Source organism: Pararhizobium polonicum, assembly GCF_001687365.1.
Lineage (GTDB): Bacteria > Pseudomonadota > Alphaproteobacteria > Rhizobiales > Rhizobiaceae > Pararhizobium > Pararhizobium polonicum.
In genome coordinates, this window is record NZ_LGLV01000012.1 from 50,106 (window position 1) to 66,108 (window position 16,003).

General features: G+C 63.9%; 12 protein-coding genes and 2 pseudogenes. 9 read left to right on the plus strand and 5 right to left on the minus strand.

Annotation, left to right across the window (positions count from 1 at the left end):
- Positions 1-34 precede the first annotated feature (34 nt).
- The 3 genes from ADU59_RS19030 (at position 35) to ADU59_RS19040 (ending at position 2,770) form a co-directional block, all read left to right on the plus strand.
- Positions 35-1,003: an aliphatic sulfonate ABC transporter substrate-binding protein gene (locus tag ADU59_RS19030; RefSeq protein WP_068955730.1), complete on the plus strand. Its 969-nt coding sequence runs from the start codon at positions 35-37 to the stop codon at positions 1,001-1,003.
- Between the two features lie 70 nt (positions 1,004-1,073).
- Positions 1,074-1,853, plus strand: a complete 780-nt coding sequence (locus ADU59_RS19035; RefSeq protein WP_068955731.1) for an ABC transporter permease subunit — start codon at positions 1,074-1,076, stop codon at positions 1,851-1,853.
- Between the two features lie 47 nt (positions 1,854-1,900).
- On the plus strand, positions 1,901-2,770 hold the full coding sequence (locus ADU59_RS19040) for an ATP-binding cassette domain-containing protein (protein WP_068955732.1): 870 nt from the start codon (positions 1,901-1,903) through the stop codon (positions 2,768-2,770).
- Positions 2,771-2,773: 3 nt separating this feature from the next.
- Here the strand turns inward: ADU59_RS19040 and ADU59_RS19045 are convergent, their stop codons facing one another.
- From ADU59_RS19045 to ADU59_RS19060, 4 genes are all read right to left on the minus strand, one after another.
- On the minus strand, positions 2,774-3,553 hold the full coding sequence (locus ADU59_RS19045; protein ID WP_068955733.1) for a hypothetical protein: 780 nt from the start codon (positions 3,551-3,553) through the stop codon (positions 2,774-2,776).
- 286 nt (positions 3,554-3,839) lie between these two features.
- The gene (locus ADU59_RS19050) at positions 3,840-5,024 is read right to left on the minus strand and encodes a DUF1501 domain-containing protein (RefSeq protein ID WP_068955734.1); all 1,185 of its coding nucleotides are present in this window, start codon (positions 5,022-5,024) and stop codon (positions 3,840-3,842) included.
- Between the two features lie 7 nt (positions 5,025-5,031).
- A complete protein-coding gene (locus tag ADU59_RS19055; protein ID WP_068955735.1) occupies positions 5,032-6,549 on the minus strand; it encodes a DUF1800 domain-containing protein in 1,518 nt (505 codons plus the stop codon).
- Positions 6,550-6,630: 81 nt separating this feature from the next.
- Entirely contained in the window at positions 6,631-6,984 is a 354-nt protein-coding gene (locus tag ADU59_RS19060; protein WP_068955736.1) for a DMT family protein, read from the minus strand.
- A 360-nt stretch (positions 6,985-7,344) separates the two neighbouring features.
- Here ADU59_RS19060 and ADU59_RS19065 point away from each other — a divergent pair, with 360 nt between their 5' ends.
- The 6 genes and pseudogenes from ADU59_RS19065 to ADU59_RS19085 all read left to right on the plus strand — a co-directional run bounded on the left by ADU59_RS19065 (position 7,345) and on the right by ADU59_RS19085 (position 14,958).
- On the plus strand, positions 7,345-7,977 hold the full coding sequence (locus ADU59_RS19065) for a CatB-related O-acetyltransferase (protein WP_068955737.1): 633 nt from the start codon (positions 7,345-7,347) through the stop codon (positions 7,975-7,977).
- A 221-nt stretch (positions 7,978-8,198) separates the two neighbouring features.
- Positions 8,199-8,749: pseudogene (locus ADU59_RS29700) on the plus strand (IS1595 family transposase); the annotation flags it as partial.
- A gap of 78 nt (positions 8,750-8,827) precedes the next feature.
- Positions 8,828-9,127, plus strand: a complete 300-nt coding sequence (locus ADU59_RS19075) for a putative quinol monooxygenase (RefSeq protein ID WP_068955739.1) — start codon at positions 8,828-8,830, stop codon at positions 9,125-9,127.
- A 691-nt stretch (positions 9,128-9,818) separates the two neighbouring features.
- On the plus strand, positions 9,819-12,920 hold the full coding sequence (gene uvrB, locus ADU59_RS19080; RefSeq protein ID WP_068955740.1) for an excinuclease ABC subunit UvrB: 3,102 nt from the start codon (positions 9,819-9,821) through the stop codon (positions 12,918-12,920).
- Between the two features lie 183 nt (positions 12,921-13,103).
- Positions 13,104-13,361, plus strand: a pseudogene (locus ADU59_RS31470) (hypothetical protein); the annotation flags it as partial.
- Between the two features lie 1,153 nt (positions 13,362-14,514).
- Positions 14,515-14,958, plus strand: coding sequence for a hypothetical protein (locus tag ADU59_RS19085; RefSeq protein WP_068955741.1), 444 nt, complete (start codon positions 14,515-14,517; stop codon positions 14,956-14,958).
- A gap of 28 nt (positions 14,959-14,986) precedes the next feature.
- Here ADU59_RS19085 and ADU59_RS19090 read toward each other — a convergent pair whose 3' ends face one another.
- Complete coding sequence (locus ADU59_RS19090) at positions 14,987-15,571, minus strand: J domain-containing protein (protein ID WP_068955742.1); 585 nt, start codon at positions 15,569-15,571, stop codon at positions 14,987-14,989.
- Positions 15,572-16,003 lie beyond the last annotated feature (432 nt).

Below are 16,003 nucleotides of genomic sequence, written 5' to 3' on the forward strand. Positions count from 1 at the left end.
GCTTCAGCGCTGCCGCCAACCATAAGAGGGATCGATGTTCACACTGACAAGACGCCTGTTCGGCGCTGGCCTGCTGGCCACCAGCCTGTTTGCCGCATCCGGCCTGTCGGCTGCCGGAGTGGCCGCCGCCGAACTGACCGAATTCAAGATCGGCTACCAGAAGACCGGCCTGCCGGTCATCGCCCGCCAGCAGCAGATCGTCGAGAAGGCGCTGGAGCCCAAGGGCATCACCGTCTCCTGGGTCGAATTCACCGCCGGTCCGCCGCTGGTCGAAGCGCTGAATGTCGGCTCGATCGATGTCGGCTGGACCGGCGATGCGCCGCCGATCTTCGGCCAGGCCGCCGGTTCGGCCATCACCTATGTCGCCGCCCTTCCCTCCAACGGCGCCGGCGAGGCGATCTTCGTCAAGCCGGAGTCGCCGATCCAGTCTCTGGCCGAGCTCAAGGGCAAGAAGATCGGCGTCGGCAAGGGCACCTCAGCCCATAACCTCGTCGTCGCAGCGCTTGAAAAGGCCGGCATCGATTTCAAGGACGTCACCCCGGTCTATCTGAGCCCCGCCGATGCGGCCGCCGCCTTTGCCAGCGACAAGATCGACGCCTGGGCCGTCTGGGACCCCTTCTTCGCCATCGCCGAAACCCGCTACAAGCCGCGCATCCTGACCACCTCGGCCGAGACGCTGAACGTCAAGACCTACTTCCTCGCCAACCGCGACTTCGCCAGGCAGCACCCGGAAACGGTCACGACCACCATCGCCGCCCTGAAGGATGCCGCCGCCTGGGCCGATGCCAACCGCGACAAGGTGGCGCAAGCCCTGCACGAGGTCACCGGCGTGCCGCTCGAAGCCCAGACGATCGCTGCCAACCGCACCGTGTTCGGTATCGAGCCGGTCACCCCGGAGATCGTCGCCAGCCAGCAGCAGACCGCCGACCGCTTCTTCAAGCTCGGCCTGATCCCCAAGCAGATCACCATTTCCGATGCCGTCTGGACGGCACCGACCAACTGATTTCCTCCCAGGAAATGCCGAAGCGTGCCGGTCCATCCGGGCCGGCACGCGAGAGATAGAAGGGCAGATCATGAAATCCACCGCTCAATCGATCCTGCGAAACGGCACCGGCTGGCTGCTGCCCGCCCTCATCCTCCTCCTCTGGGAATTCGCCGCCCGCACCGGCCTGATCTCGCCGAATGTCATGGCCGCCCCTTCGGCCGTCGCCGAAGCCTTCTGGCGGCTGCTGCTGTCAGGCGAACTCATCCGCAATATCGGCGTCAGCACCGCCCGCGCCCTCTCCGGCTTCGTCATCGGCGGCTCGATCGGCCTTGCCTTCGGCCTCGCCAACGGTCTCTCCGGCCTGTCGCGCAACTTGACCGATACGACGCTGCAGATGGTCCGCAACATCCCGCATCTGGCGCTGATCCCGCTGGTCATCCTCTGGTTCGGTATCGACGAGGAGGCAAAGCTGTTTCTCGTCGCGCTCGGCGTGTTCTTCCCGATCTACGTCAACACCCTGCTCGGCATCCAGAGCGTCGATCCGCAGCTGGTCGAGATGGGCCGCGTCTACGGCATGTCGCGCACCACCCTGTTCTTCCGCGTCATCCTGCCCGGCGCCCTGCCCGCCATCTTCGTCGGCCTGCGCTATGCGCTGGGCATCATGTGGCTGACGCTGATCGTCGCCGAAACCATCGCCGCCTCCTCCGGCCTCGGCTACATGGCCATGCAGGCCCGCGAGTTCCTTTTGATCGATGTCGTCGTGCTGTCGATCCTGATCTACGCCCTGCTCGGCAAGCTTGCCGACAGCTTTGCCCGGCTGCTCGAACGGCTCACCCTGCAATGGCATCCGGCCTTCCAGACCGCCTGACCGCCCGACTGCCGAGCCAAAGCAAAACGAAACACGGAGTGCCGAAAATGTCCGTCATCGCCCTCGACCAGAAAAACGGTGCCGCACGCGCAGCAACGAAGGAGACGGCCGAGGCCCGCGCGCTGCGCGAAACCCCTCCCGGCCAATGGTTTCCCTACGCAGCCCCCCAGCCCCGCGCGCAGGACACCCGCGAAAACGCCTTCTCCTTCCGTGGCATCAGCCGCAAGTTCGGCGACAAGACCGTGCTCGATAACATCGATCTGGATGTCCCCGCCGGCCAGTTCATCGCCGTCATCGGCAAGAGCGGCTGCGGCAAGAGCACGCTGCTGCGCCTGCTGACCGGCCTCGACAAGCCGACATCCGGCACGCTGACGGTCAACAGGGGCGCGCAGGGCGAAAACCGCACCCGCATCATGTTCCAGGAGCCGCGTCTCCTGCCCTGGGCAAAGATCGCCAGGAATGTCGAGGTCGGCCTGACCGGCATCGCCAAGGGGGCGGAAGCCCGCGAAAAGTCGCTCGCCATCCTCAACGAAGTCGGCCTTGCCGATCGCGCCGAAGAATGGCCGTCCGTCCTGTCCGGCGGCCAGCGCCAGCGCGTCGCCCTGGCCCGGGCCCTTGTCGCCCATCCCTATATCCTTGCGCTGGACGAGCCGCTCGGCGCGCTCGATGCGCTGACCCGCATCGAAATGCAGCAGCTGCTGGAACGCATCTGGCAACAGCAGACGTTCACCGCCGTGCTGGTCACCCATGATGTCGCGGAAGCCGTGGCGCTGGCCGACCGCGTCATCGTCATCGATCACGGCAGGATCGCGCTCGACCTCGACATCCCGCTGGAACGCCCCCGCCGCCACGGCTCGCCGGAACTGGCTCGGCTGGAAGGAAAAATTCTCGATACGCTGTTTGGCGGCGCCGATTGATCCCTAAGCCCGCCGCAGGACGGCGGCAGCCTGCCGGCTGGCCCATTGAACGGCAACGGACACGGCGGACGAGACCAGAAACGCGATCTCGGCATTCTGCCGGGGCAGCAGCCAGATCAGGCACAGGCAGAAGGCCGCGAACGAGAAGCGCCCCAGCACCATGCCGCGCAGCAGCCGGACAACGAAATCAGGCCCATAGGCCCGCTGCGATGACACCGACAGGATCAGCCCCAGCAGCGGAAAAACGGTCAGCACGCCGCTCCATTGCGCGCCAAGCGAAGCCGACAGCATCGTCACCGCCAGCGTCAGAACGGCACCGGCCACCATGCGCATGATCAGGTCGGTCCGGGTGATCGAGATCACCTTGCCGGCGGCATGGGTTCGCGGCAGAAACGTCTGCGCCGCCGCAACGCCCAGCAGCGCCGCACCGAGCGCAAACAGCGGCGTCCCCGGCAGGCTCGTCAGGCCGACGGCAGCGACGAACCAGGCGGCAAGCCCCATGATCGCGGCGATGCAATAGTGGTACCAGCGGCATGTCCAGGCATAGGCCAGATTGAAGGCTTCGGAGGCGAAAATCGCCGACAGGGCCGCCGCAGCGGCGCCAACGCCGAACGCCGCGCCCTGTTCCAGCACCAGAAGATAGAGGATCGGCCCCGCCACGATCGGCAAGCCGGCAAGCCAGCCCGCCACCGCCGGCCCCCAGCGCACGGCCGCCATCGAAACGGCAAACAGAAAGAACGGAACCAAAGTCAGTTTCAGGAGGATCATGCCGGTGCCGTTCATTCCATTCTGCCGGTGCCGATGGCTTGATCTGCCCATGGCTTGCGCCGGGCACATTCGAAGCCTTCCGGGACCGCATCCCCCATGACGGCCGATACCGGCCGGGCAACGGCTTTAGCCGCAGCCAGCCCGCGCAATGCCGACATCACCGGGGAATGTCAACCGGCGAAGCGGCGGACGGACAAAGGCATGCGCTGCCCATTTGGGGGATATTGGCAGGAAGCATTGACGGGGACCGGTGATTTTCCCCGGTCGATCCGGTCCACTCCGAGCAGAGCGGATCAGCCCCCTACACCGACTTCAGATAAATCGACGACCGGTCGAAATCCAGCCCCGGAAAGACCGCGTTCGTCAGGCTCTCCGGCGCGATGTCGAACTGGCGGAACAGCATCGCCGCGGCCAGCGCGCGCACGTCGCCGGTCGGCATCAGGTCGCGGCCATTGAGCAGGTTTGCCTCGCTAAGCCCCGGCCATGTGCCGATGACCTTGCCGCCGTCGATGCCGCCGCCGGCGATAACAGCCAGTCCACCGGTGCCGTGGTCGGTGCCGAACGAGCCGTTTTCGCGCACGGTGCGGCCGAACTCGGTGACGGCGACGATGATCGTGTCCTTCCAGACGGCGTGCGGCAGCGTATCGCGGATGGTCAGGATCGCCGTGGCCAGATCGGCAGCCGGCGCCTTGAACGCCGCCGCCTGCCCGGCATGCGTATCCCATCCGGTGATCGAGAAACTGGCGATCCGGTAGTCCAGCATCAGCATGCCGGCCGCCAGACGCGCCACATCGGCCGTCCTGGCGCCGCGCTTCTCGTCGCCATACACAGCATCGGCGGAAAAATCGGTGTCGGCCGCATCGGCCATCGCCGCGGCAAACTGCGGATCGTTGCGATAGAGCCGCTCGAAGAAGCTCTTCTCGTCGCTCTTCATCGCCAGATCGGTGCGCGGCGACCAGACCTCGACATCGTTGTCGCCGCTCAGCACCAGTTCCGCCGACGTGTTGACGTCGATCGCCTTGCGCGAATGCACGGATGGAATGGCGGAGAGCGCCCGGTTCAGCCAGCCGGTCTTTTCCTCGCCGACGCGGACGCCGCCGTTCTCCAGCACGTCCTGCCCGTCGAAATGACTGCGCGCATCCCGATAGGGCGTCGAAACCGACTGGACGAACGACAGCTCGCCCCGCTTCCACAGCGGCAGCAGCGCCCTGGCGTCGGGATTCAGCCCATAGAAGCCGTCGAGATCGATCAGGCCGCTGTCCGGCGTTGCCGCCAGCGTCGGCCGGTAGAGCGCGAAGGCCTTGTCGCCATAGGGCTGGACGAGATGCAGCCCATCCATGGCGCCGCGCAGAATGATGGTGATCAGACGCTTGTCGCCGGGTGCGGCGGCCAGCGTCATCGAGGTCATCAGCGGTGCCGCGGCCACGCAGCAGGCCGAGGTGAGAAAAGCGCGGCGGCTGAGCGCCATCGTGTCGTCCATGCCCATCTGCGGTCTACCTTCTGTTGAACTCGGGGGATGCCAGCACCAGCGCAAGCCCCATCTGCCGGTTCGGCGCCTTCGATACGATGTCGATAGTGTCCTGCCGCGCCGCGTCGCGCAGCGTCTCCCGCAGGAAGTCCCGCGGATCGCGGCTGCCGCCGAGTTTGGCGGCGGCCAGCCGCGCCCAGGCGATCCGGTCGGCCAGCGGCCCGCCGGCAATCCAGGTCGAAAAACCGTCATCGAAGCCCGCCGGGCTCGGCGGCCTCCACAGGGGCTGCCCCAGCCTTTCGGCAGCCTGCACGGTCAGCGGATTGGTCCGGAGCCTGCGCACGGCCGGGTCCGCCGTCATGGCGTCCGTGCCCGGCCCACCCGGAACAGCAGAATCCGCCATCACAGCCACCGGCATGGCAGCCATACCCTCGCTGCCCGTGGCGGCCGGCTCCGGCTTGACCGCTTGCGGGGCGGCGGCCAGATCCTTCTCCTCAGCCGCAAGCGCGCGCAGCCCCGAAACGATGTAATCGAACGGCAGCTTGGCCTTCTGGCCCTCGTTATCCCAGCTTCTGGGGTGGCGAAGCATCGCGGTGTAGACGGCGGTGAGATCGCCGTCACTGCGCGTCCAGGCGGAGGCCATCGCGTCCACCACCTCCGGCGGCGGCGTGTCGGAGAGAAAATGACGGGCAAGCTTGCGGCAGATATGATCGCGCGTCTGCGGCGTCGCAGCGAGATCGTCGATCATCGCATCAATATCGCCCTCCCCACGCACACCACCGCCATAGGATGTGCCGAACACACGCCGCGATCCCGGCTCGGCCATGTTGACGGCATAGCGGGAGCGATAGGTGGCGCGGTCGACGGTCATGCCGGTCAGCACAGAGGCCGCGTTGCGCACGTCTGCCTGCGTATAGCCGCTGCCGGCGCCGAGCGTATGCAACTCCAGAAGCTCGCGGCCGAGGTTTTCGTTCAGCCCGCTCTTGCGCTTGAGGCCCAGCGGCGACGTGGGCCCAAAGGATTTCACCTGATCGAGATAGATCAGCATGGCCGGATGCAGCACCGCCGCCTTGGCCAGATCGGCGAACCGCCCGGCCATATGCGGGCGGATCGCCTCCGCCTCGTAGACGGGCACGACCAGCCGCATGAAATCTTCCTTGCGGGAGCTGACGCTGAAATGGTTGAACCAGAACCCGGCAAGCCGTTCGTTGAAGCCGTTGGGCGACAGCACGGCCTGCATGAAGCGGGCATGCTCGTCCCGTGTCAGGCAATTGTCGAGCCCGATGCGAAAGCGCGCCCGGTTGGCGCGCTGGGTCAGCGGATCCATGTCCCTGTCGGCCAGCTTGAGGGCGGCAAGCTCCGATGCTTTGGCAGAAATCCGCGCCTTGGCTGCGGCAAGGCCGCCCTCCGGGAAATCCGGTGTTTCACGCCGGCCGGCATCCAGCTGCCCCAGCAATTCCTCGACGCTTTCCGGCGGCGCCTGTCCCGGCCTGAAACCCGTGCCGAACCGCAATGCCGCCATGGTGGAAAATGTCAGACTCATCGGACCCTGCCCTCACGCATCGGTGTAGGGTTGGGCGCCGCTTGTGGCATTTCTGCGGGTGAACGTGATCCTTACGAAAATTTAACCTTTGAACACGAAGGCCGCCCCGCCGGCGATCATGCAGAAGCCGATGGCGTGGTTCCAGGTCAGCGATTCCTTCAGCCAGAACACCGAGAAACCGGCAAAGACCACCAGCGTGATCACCTCCTGCATGGTCTTCAGCTGCGCCGCCGAATAGACCGTGTGGCCGATCCGGTTGGCCGGAACCGCGAGGCAATATTCGAAGAAGGCAATGCCCCAGCTGGCGATGACGGCCATGTAGAGCGGCGACGAGGTATATTTCAGATGCCCGTACCAGGCGAAGGTCATGAAGACATTCGACAGAACGAGCAGCACTATCGGCAGGACGGCGGCGGAATTGAGCGAAAACGGCATGGCGAATCCTTGGGACGCGGAATGACAGGACGCACAGCATGTACCGCTAATATGCCGTGCTTCAAGGCGGAATCAGCAGCACTCCCAAGCTGTCCAAATATTGCCCGCGCCACGATCGCATCGCTCATTTTCACCGTGTCATGAGCTTCTATCGGAGCTGGACATCCCCAAGCGCCCGCAAGGCTGCAAGGGAGCTGCTAAAGGCCGGACGCCGTTATCGCGGATGCCCCCTTAAAAGCGTCAGACGCCTCGCCATTCAAATTATTCATGAAAGCATTTGGGCTGCGCGATGGTTTCGGCCCCTCGTCGGAATTAGCATCGGTCATCCAACGGCGCCGCTTTTTCTGAACGGTCATTTTGATGCCTCTTCTCGACGCGAATGCAACGCACCCAATCACTCTGCCGGACGGAACGCTTTATCGCGATACCGTCTACCTGAAGAATGTCATCAGCCATCCGCGCATGGAGATCGGCGACTACAGCTATTTCACGCATTCCGGGAGGCCGGAAGACACGGCCGAAATCCTCGCACCCTATCTGGGTCATGGCGTGCGCGAGCGGCTCATCATCGGCAAATTTGTCCAGATCGCCCGGGGAAGCTATTTCATCACAAGCTCAGCCAACCACCCGATGACGGGCTTCACAACCTATCCATTCCGCATCTTCAAACCCGAGACCTTCGGCTACAAGGACCTGCCGGTGAAAGATACGGTGGTCGGGCACGACGTCTGGATTGGCCATGACGCGGCGATCATGCCGGGCGTGCACATCGGCGCGGGCGCGATCGTCGCCGCTGCGTCGGTCGTCACGCGCGATGTCCCACCCTACGCGGTCGTCGGAGGAAACCCGGCCACGGTCATCCGGATGCGCTACCCCGCCGGAACAATCAGCGCGCTTCTCAATATTGCCTGGTGGGATTGGCCCGTTGAAAAAATCGAAGCGAACTTGTCCTTGCTGGAAAACGGCGACCTCGCCGCTCTCAAGATGGTTTAGCCGGGCAATCGTGGTTTCCTGCCGCGGCATCCTGATGGCCGCTCCGGGCCAATAGCGTTGAAAAACGCATCTAAACCTCATTGTGCCAGTAGGCCTTGAAAAGGGCATGAGACGCGAAGACGGTGTCATAGTCGGGAAATGGCTTATCCCGTTGGCACAGGTATTCATCACATCTAGCGTTTGAGAGTGACTCATCTCTCCTGCTTCGCTATTGCAACAGCATGAGCGAGAGCCTGTTTCCGACACACTGGGCCAATGATCGGCCTCCATCGCTGGAGAAGTTCACGTCGGACTTCGCCGACGACTACGCCTGCGCGGAATATCTGGCCAGGAAGCGGTGGAATGCGGGCTTTCGATGTCCGCGTTGCGGTGGGAACCGTGCCTGGCGGCTAGAAGCTCAACCGTGGGTCTGGGAGTGCCAGGGCGTCACCGTCCATGATGAGGGGACACGGACGGTGACCGGCTGCCGACACCAGACCTCGCTCATCGCCGGAACGGTGATGCACGGCACGCATCTTCCGCTACGGTCTGGTTTCTCGCTGCCTACCTCCTCGCAACTCATTCCAACAGGATGTCGGCTCTGCAACTCCAGCCGAATCTGGGGCTCGGCAGCGACAAGACCGCCTGGCTTCTGCTCCACAAGCTCCGTCGGGCGATGGTCGATCCGGACAGGCGTCCGCTGCGTGGCATTGTCGAGATCGATGAGACGAACGTGCCGTTCCGCCCCAGGGACGAGCCGGAAGGCGGCGGTCAGGACCGTAGCCCCATCGGGTCGAAGTTGACCGGAGCCCGACGAATGACATCCGAACTCAGGTAGCAATGCCTCGAACCCTTTCATTGGAGATGCGATATGGACAACATGACAGACCAGGTGAGGCTCTCCGGCTTCCTACGCTGCGTCTCGATGGAGGATGTCGAGATCGTCAAACGCCATCTTCCCGATCACCTTCGTCTGACCAGAGCGGAGCCGGGTTGCCTCTCCTTTGAGGTGTCGCAAGCGGATGATCCCCTGGTGTGGCGTGTAGAAGAGCTTTTTATAGACCGGGCCGCCTTCGATTTTCATCAGCAACGTACCCGCGCGTCCGAGTGGTTCACTGCGACGTCCACCATCGCGCGTGACTACAATATCTCCGGACCTGTACAGAATTAACGAGAGTCAGCGTAGGGCCGAACGCTATCCTACGCGGGTGGTGTGTACTCCCTCACTCCAGAAAACATCTGCGGACCAATCGACCACCGTTGCAGTCTGACGCGACATCGCTTGGCGAATCCGACCTGCTTCAAAGCTGTTGAGCTCTCTCCGGCCTCTGGACCGCATCTCGCTCGACTTGCGGAACGGAATTCCGTTCTTCCCGATATGCGATTGGAAGTGTGTACCTGCGCACGGATAAGCCATTTCGGGAAAGACCAAGTCTCGATGATAGAAACCTATAGACAGGCTCGATCGGGTTTTCTGGCGTTCATGAGAAATCCCGCTATTTGAAGACGGCCGTGCTGCGAATTAGATTCGCCGCCGTCAGAACCGACTGGAGCGCGCGGATCATAGGCCGCAGATTCGTCTCGTAGGTGATTGACTGATCGATGCCCGGCAATTCGAAAACGTTCTTTCTGCCCGCGAACAGCAAAAAGCCCTTGTCTCCGCAGAGTAACAGCTGAACCACCGTGCCCGGCCATCCCCGTCCCTCCGTTGGCAAAATACCAACATATCCCCCTGCAAGCAAAAGTTTACGGAAACCACACTCCGCCGCCCATGTCAGAAACTGGCAGTAGCCCGCCGGCTGTTGCCTTTTTGTACTCCTCTGCCCCTTCACATTTCCCCGGACTCTCTCCATATTCGCCGCATGTCGAAAGCTCCGAAAAAATCCCCCCGTCCCGGCCTTGGCGGCTTCGAGGAGGCCCCGCAGGCCTCCTTCGAAGGCGCCCCGCTGTCATCAAGCGTTGCCGACTGGGCCAACGAGCTGCAGCGCATGGCCGAGGCGGAGACCATCGAGACCCGCCACGACGTCGCCTCCAAGGCCGGCAAGCACCGCAAGAAGGTGGAGATCGCGGCGCAGAAGGCCCGCGACGCCGAAGGCGCACAAAAGAAAAAGACCAATGATGGCGTCGGCGCCAGCCGTAGCGCCCGCGGCACCTCCATGGGCGGCACGTCCGATCCGAAAGCCCGCGCCGCCGCCGGATTGAACCCCGTGGCCGGCATGGACACGGCGCTGGAGGATGCGCTCGCGCCCTCCGCCGTCACCGCCACCGTCGAGGCGCTCTCCGCCCTGATCGAATCCGGCAATCCGCTGTTCAAGGACGGCAAGCTGTGGACGCCGCACCGGCCGGCCCGCCCGGAAAAGTCCGAAGGCGGCATCGCCATCCGCATGCAGTCCGATTTCGAGCCCGCCGGCGACCAGCCGACCGCCATCAAGGACCTCGTCGAGGGCCTGTCGAACGGCGACCGCTCGCAGGTCCTGCTCGGCGTCACCGGCTCCGGCAAGACCTTCACCATGGCCAAGGTGATCGAGGCGACGCAACGCCCCGCCGTCATCCTGGCGCCCAACAAGACGCTGGCAGCGCAGCTCTATTCCGAGTTCAAGAACTTCTTCCCCGACAATGCGGTCGAATATTTCGTCTCCTACTACGATTATTACCAGCCGGAAGCCTATGTGCCGCGCTCCGACACCTTCATCGAGAAGGAATCGTCGATCAACGAGCAGATCGACCGCATGCGCCACTCGGCCACCCGCTCGCTGATCGAGCGCGACGACGTCATCATCGTCGCCTCGGTCTCCTGCATCTACGGTATCGGCTCGGTCGAGACCTATACCGCCATGACCTTCCAGATGACGGTCGGCGACACGCTCGACCAGCGCCAGCTGCTCGCCGACCTCGTCGCCCAGCAATACAAGCGCCGCGACATGGATTTTCAGCGCGGTTCCTTCCGGGTGCGCGGCGACACCATCGAAATCTTCCCGGCCCACCTGGAGGATGCCGCCTGGCGCATCTCGATGTTCGGCGACGAGATCGACTCGATCACCGAGTTCGATCCGCTCACCGGCCAGAAGACCGACGACCTGAAATCGGTGAAGATCTACGCCAATTCCCACTATGTGACGCCGCGCCCGACGCTCAACCAGGCGATCAAGTCGATCAAGGAAGAGCTGAAGCTGCGCCTGGCCGAGCTGGAAAAGGGCGGCCGCCTGCTCGAAGCCCAGCGGCTGGAACAGCGCACCCGCTACGATATCGAGATGCTGGAGGCCACCGGCTCCTGCGCCGGCATCGAGAACTATTCGCGCTACCTCACCGGCCGCCAGCCCGGCGAGCCGCCACCGACTTTGTTCGAATATATCCCCGACAACGCCCTTTTGTTCATCGACGAGAGCCACGTCTCCGTCAGCCAGATCGGCGGCATGTATCGCGGCGACTTCCGCCGCAAGGCGACGCTGGCCGAATACGGCTTCCGCCTGCCGTCCTGCATGGACAACCGGCCGCTGCGCTTCGAGGAATGGGACGCCATGCGCCCCGACACCATCGCCGTCTCGGCGACGCCTGCAGCCTGGGAGCTGGAACAGTCCGGCGGCGTCTTTGCCGAACAGGTCATCCGCCCCACCGGCCTGATCGATCCCCCGGTCGAGGTCCGCTCGGCGAAAACCCAGGTCGACGACGTGCTCGGCGAAATCCGCGAGACCGCGGCCGCCGGCTACCGCACTTTGGTCACCGTGCTCACCAAGCGCATGGCCGAGGACCTCACCGAATACCTGCACGAACAGGGGGTTCGCGTCCGGTATATGCACAGCGATATCGACACGCTGGAGCGCATCGAGATCATCCGCGACCTGCGCCTCGGCGCCTTCGACGTTCTGGTCGGCATCAACCTCTTGCGCGAAGGCCTCGACATTCCCGAATGCGGCTTCGTTGCCATCCTCGATGCCGACAAGGAAGGTTTCTTGCGCTCGGAAACGTCCCTCGTTCAGACCATCGGCCGCGCCGCCCGCAACGTCGACGGCAAGGTCATCCTCTATGCCGACACCATCACCGGCTCGATGAAGCGCGCCATGGAGGAAACCTCCCGCCGCCGCGAAAAGCAGGTGGCCTATAACGCGGCCCACGGCATCACCCCGGAATCGGTCAAGGCCCGCATTTCCGACATCCTCGATTCGGTCTACGAAAAGGACCATGTCCGCGCCGATATCGGCATCAGGGGCGTCAAGGGCGGCATCACCGACATGGTCGGCAACAACCTCGCCGCCCATCTCGAGGCGCTGGAAAAACAGATGCGCAACGCCGCCGCCGACCTCGATTTTGAGACCGCCGCCCGCCTGCGCGACGAAATCAAACGCCTCAAGGCCGCCGAACTGGCCGTCATGGACGATCCGATGGCCCGGCAGGAAGCCAGGGCGATGGAGGGTAGTGGTAAGAAGGGCGGCAAAGCCAGCCGCGAGTCCCTTCTCCCCGCCAGCGGGGAGAAGGTGCCCGACAGGGCGGATGAGGGGCAGCCCGCTTCCCTCTTCGCCAAACCATCTCTCGACAGCATGGGTCCGGGCACCGACATGACCCGCCCCGCCCGCCCGGAAACCAGCCTCTTCCGCAAGAACAGCCTCGACGAAATGACCGTCGGCCGCACCGAAAAGCCGCTCAACACCAGGGGCAAGCTGCCGGAAAAGCCGTTCTTGCCGGGTTCTTCCTCTCCCCTTGCGGGAGAGGGTGAGGAGCGATCCGGCGCAAGCCGGAGCAATCGATCCAGTGAATCGATTGCAGCAACGAACGCCCGAAGCGCAAGCGCAGGGCAGGACGAGCCCCAAGAGGCGCAGCCGATTGGCAAGGCAAGCTTGGTGAGGGGGGCCACCGACGACCCCAAACCCTTCATCCGCGCCAAATCCGGCGTCGGCTCCTACGAGGACGCCGGCGACGTCAAACGGCAGAAACGAACCAAGGGCAAGACGGGACGGCCGGGGCAGTGACTGTTGACGACACAGTCCGAAATTACCCCCTCACCTGCAATTTCTAACACTTAGCTAAAGCTAAGATGTTGAAATTGCTTCCTCTCCCGCAAGGGGAGAGGTAATCCGCAGCCCTCCCGGCCAAACGGGGATGACTTCGAGCCGCGAAGGCACGGCATCGTTACCTCTCCCCTTGCGGGAGAGGGTGAGGAGCGATCCGGCGCAAGCCGGAGCAATCGATCCAGTGAATCGATTGCAGCAACGAACGCCCGAAGCGCAAGCGCAGGGCAGGACGAGCCCCAAGAGGCGCAGCCGTTTGGCGAGGCAAGCTTGGTGAGGGGGGCCACCGACGACCTCAAACCCTTCATCCGCGCCAAGGCCGGCGTCGGCTCCTACGAGGATGCCGGCGACGCCAAACGCCAGAAGCGAACCAAGGGAAAGACGGGACGGCCGGGGCAGTGACTGTTGACGACACAGTCCGAAATTACCCCCTCACCTGCAATTTCTAACACTTAGCTAAAGCTAAGATGTTGAAATTGCTTCCTCTCCCGCAAGGGGAGAGGTAATCCGCAGCCCTCCCGGCCAAACGGGGATGACTTCGAGCCGCGAAGGCACGGCATCGTTACCTCTCCCCTTGCGGGAGAGGACACAAAATCAACATCTTAGGCCAAAGGCTAAGTGTTAGATTTTGTTGGTGAGGGTCTCCCGACCCCGAGTACAAATCCCGCCCCCAAAAACCCATGCCATACGCCTTGTCGTCCCGCCCACGGATACACTGCCAGCCGCAGCAGCGAGGCGGGACCGGCGCCGGGTGTGGGGAAAAGACGGAAGTCCTCCTATCCGGGGCGCGCGGAAAATGGTCTCCCTCCGGCGAAACCCCACCCCCGTCATTCCTGTGCTTGTCACAGGAATCCAGTGCGCCGTGTCCACGGCGCGCAAGACTCTTTTTCGACAATGCGAGCAGGAGAGTTCTCTCACGGCGCAGACGCGCCGTGGCTGGATTCCTGTGACGAGCACAGGAATGACGGAGGAGAGAAAGTACCCACATCATAAACCAAGGCGGGGATGCACCATCGCAGCCGGGACGCACCACCCCTCCCTCTCCCCTTGCGGGAGAGGACACAAAATCAACATCTTAGCCAAAGGCTAAGTGTTAGATTTTGTTGGTGAGGGGCTCCCCACTCCACGCTCAAAATCCCCGCCCCAAAAACCCATGCCATACTCCTGATCGTTCCGCCGAGGATACACTGCCAGCCGTGGCAGCGAGGCGGGGCCGGCGCCGGGTGTGGGGAAAGGACGGAAGTCCTCATATCGGGGGTTCGCGGAAAATGGTTTCCCTCCGCAGGCTGTCGCGGCTGCGGACGTGCCTGTGCGGCACAGAAGACCGGCCAAGGGGCCGGTTGCAGAGAAACCGGAGTCGCGGGCAAAAACCGCCGAACGGGGCGCTGGCGAGAGCCATTTTCCCACTACCCAAAAAGGCTCTTGCGAGCGCCCCGTCCGATCCCTGCCCCTCCAGGCAAGACGGACATCAACCAAGGCAGACCGCGGGCCGAAAGGCCGCGCGAAGGCGGGCCCGTGCCCGCCGCCCAGCACATCCCCAACCACAGGAGAGATCATGCCGAACCCCGCCCCGAAACAGACCGCGGCCGAGCAGCGCCAGGACGACACCCTGCGGCGCAACACGCTCGAAATGATCGGCATTCCCCTCGGTTGCCCCTATAGCGCCTGCCGGCGCCATCGGCGATGCGGCTTCGTCACCGGCGCCGATCGCACCCCCGCCTGCCTCGTGCATCTGTCGCCGGAGGCCCGGGCATTGCACGACAGGCTGCTCGCCGCCGCCCGCAAACGCGCCACCGATCTGCACGGCCTGATCACCGCCCATGTCCGCGCCACCGTCGCGGGGGATGTGCAGGCGCTCGCCGTGTCCGAAATTGTCCGCCTGGCCCAGCCGCGCGGCCATTGGCTGCATGCGTCGCTGCCCTTCTGGAGCAACTTTGCGCTATCGGTGCAGGCGCGCCGCCAAGACCAGAAAAAAGACGGCGGCAACAGCAATGTGTAGGCGACGCGTCCCGGCAGGAAGAGCCGCCCTATTCCGCCGCCTTCACCTCTTCCAGCAGCTCCAGCTCGTAGGAATAGCCTTCCAGCATCGTATAGGCCTGCTCGATCGCCTCGATCTGCGCCTCGGCATTGCGGATGGCGTCGGCGATCGATTGCGAGCGGGTGCGCAGCATCGAGCCGAGCACATCGGCGGCGGGGCGGCGGCCGAGCCGGTCGATATGCTGGCGCACGCGGGCGCGGTGGCGCTCCAGCTCGAGGATATGGAAGCGGCTCTTGACGATATCATCCGACAGCTTGCGCCGCATGGCGGCGACCGGATCGAAGCTGCCGGGCTCGCGCTCGTCGAGGATGAAATCGTTGACCAGCGTTTCCAGCCTGAGAATCCCCTGCAGGTCGCGCGGGTCGGCCAGCTGCGGGTCGTAGCCGGTATTGTCATAGACCTTGCGGCGCACCGGGTCCTTCAAAAGGTCGTAGCAGGCCTGCAGGCGGCCGAAGGCCTCGGCATCGCCGCCGCTGTCGGGATGGGCGGTCTTGGCGGTCTTGCGCCAGGCCGCCTTGATCGCCTGCTCGTCGGCGTCGCGCTCCAGACCGAGCGTTTCGTAAGGATCGATCACAGCGCCACCTCGCAGTCCAGCATTCGTTATTCCGCTCCTGACCTAACCCGTCGCCCGGCCGGCATCAACCCCGCATCGGCCCCACATCAGCCCGGATCGGCAGAGCAGCGGGCAGCGCGGGCGGCCCCTTCTTCGGCCATGGTCGGGACCAAATTGGGGCAAGAGCGGGGCGGCCCCCCGGTTTTCCCCGGCGGGCTCGATCGCCGCCGCGACCCCGGCCGGGCGAAAACCCGGCGGACGGGCAAATGCTGCACATTGGTGCATTTTTTCCGGCCACACCATAGAATTGAGTGCAAAGGATTAAACGCTTGCTATTTTCTTTTTTTGCTGCAAATATTTCCGTGTTCGGGCGTTTTCTATCCCGGAGACTGGACTGGCTGTATGGTCCCGGAGACAATCCGGGCGTGTCGATAAAAACGGCACTGTAGACGT

What these genes read in the sequence shown, in the direction of transcription:
- ADU59_RS19030 (WP_068955730.1), top strand. Translation starts at nt 35, where the DNA reads ATGTTCACACTGACAAGACGCCTGTTCGGCGCTGGCCTGCTGGCCACC.
- ADU59_RS19035 (WP_068955731.1), top strand. Translation starts at nt 1,074, where the DNA reads ATGAAATCCACCGCTCAATCGATCCTGCGAAACGGCACCGGCTGGCTG.
- ADU59_RS19040 (WP_068955732.1), top strand. Translation starts at nt 1,901, where the DNA reads ATGTCCGTCATCGCCCTCGACCAGAAAAACGGTGCCGCACGCGCAGCA.
- ADU59_RS19045 (WP_068955733.1), bottom strand. Translation starts at nt 3,553, where the DNA reads ATGAACGGCACCGGCATGATCCTCCTGAAACTGACTTTGGTTCCGTTC.
- ADU59_RS19050 (WP_068955734.1), bottom strand. Translation starts at nt 5,024, where the DNA reads ATGGGCATGGACGACACGATGGCGCTCAGCCGCCGCGCTTTTCTCACC.
- ADU59_RS19055 (WP_068955735.1), bottom strand. Translation starts at nt 6,549, where the DNA reads ATGAGTCTGACATTTTCCACCATGGCGGCATTGCGGTTCGGCACGGGT.
- ADU59_RS19060 (WP_068955736.1), bottom strand. Translation starts at nt 6,984, where the DNA reads ATGCCGTTTTCGCTCAATTCCGCCGCCGTCCTGCCGATAGTGCTGCTC.
- ADU59_RS19065 (WP_068955737.1), top strand. Translation starts at nt 7,345, where the DNA reads ATGCCTCTTCTCGACGCGAATGCAACGCACCCAATCACTCTGCCGGAC.
- ADU59_RS19075 (WP_068955739.1), top strand. Translation starts at nt 8,828, where the DNA reads ATGGACAACATGACAGACCAGGTGAGGCTCTCCGGCTTCCTACGCTGC.
- uvrB (WP_068955740.1), top strand. Translation starts at nt 9,819, where the DNA reads ATGTCGAAAGCTCCGAAAAAATCCCCCCGTCCCGGCCTTGGCGGCTTC.
- ADU59_RS19085 (WP_068955741.1), top strand. Translation starts at nt 14,515, where the DNA reads ATGCCGAACCCCGCCCCGAAACAGACCGCGGCCGAGCAGCGCCAGGAC.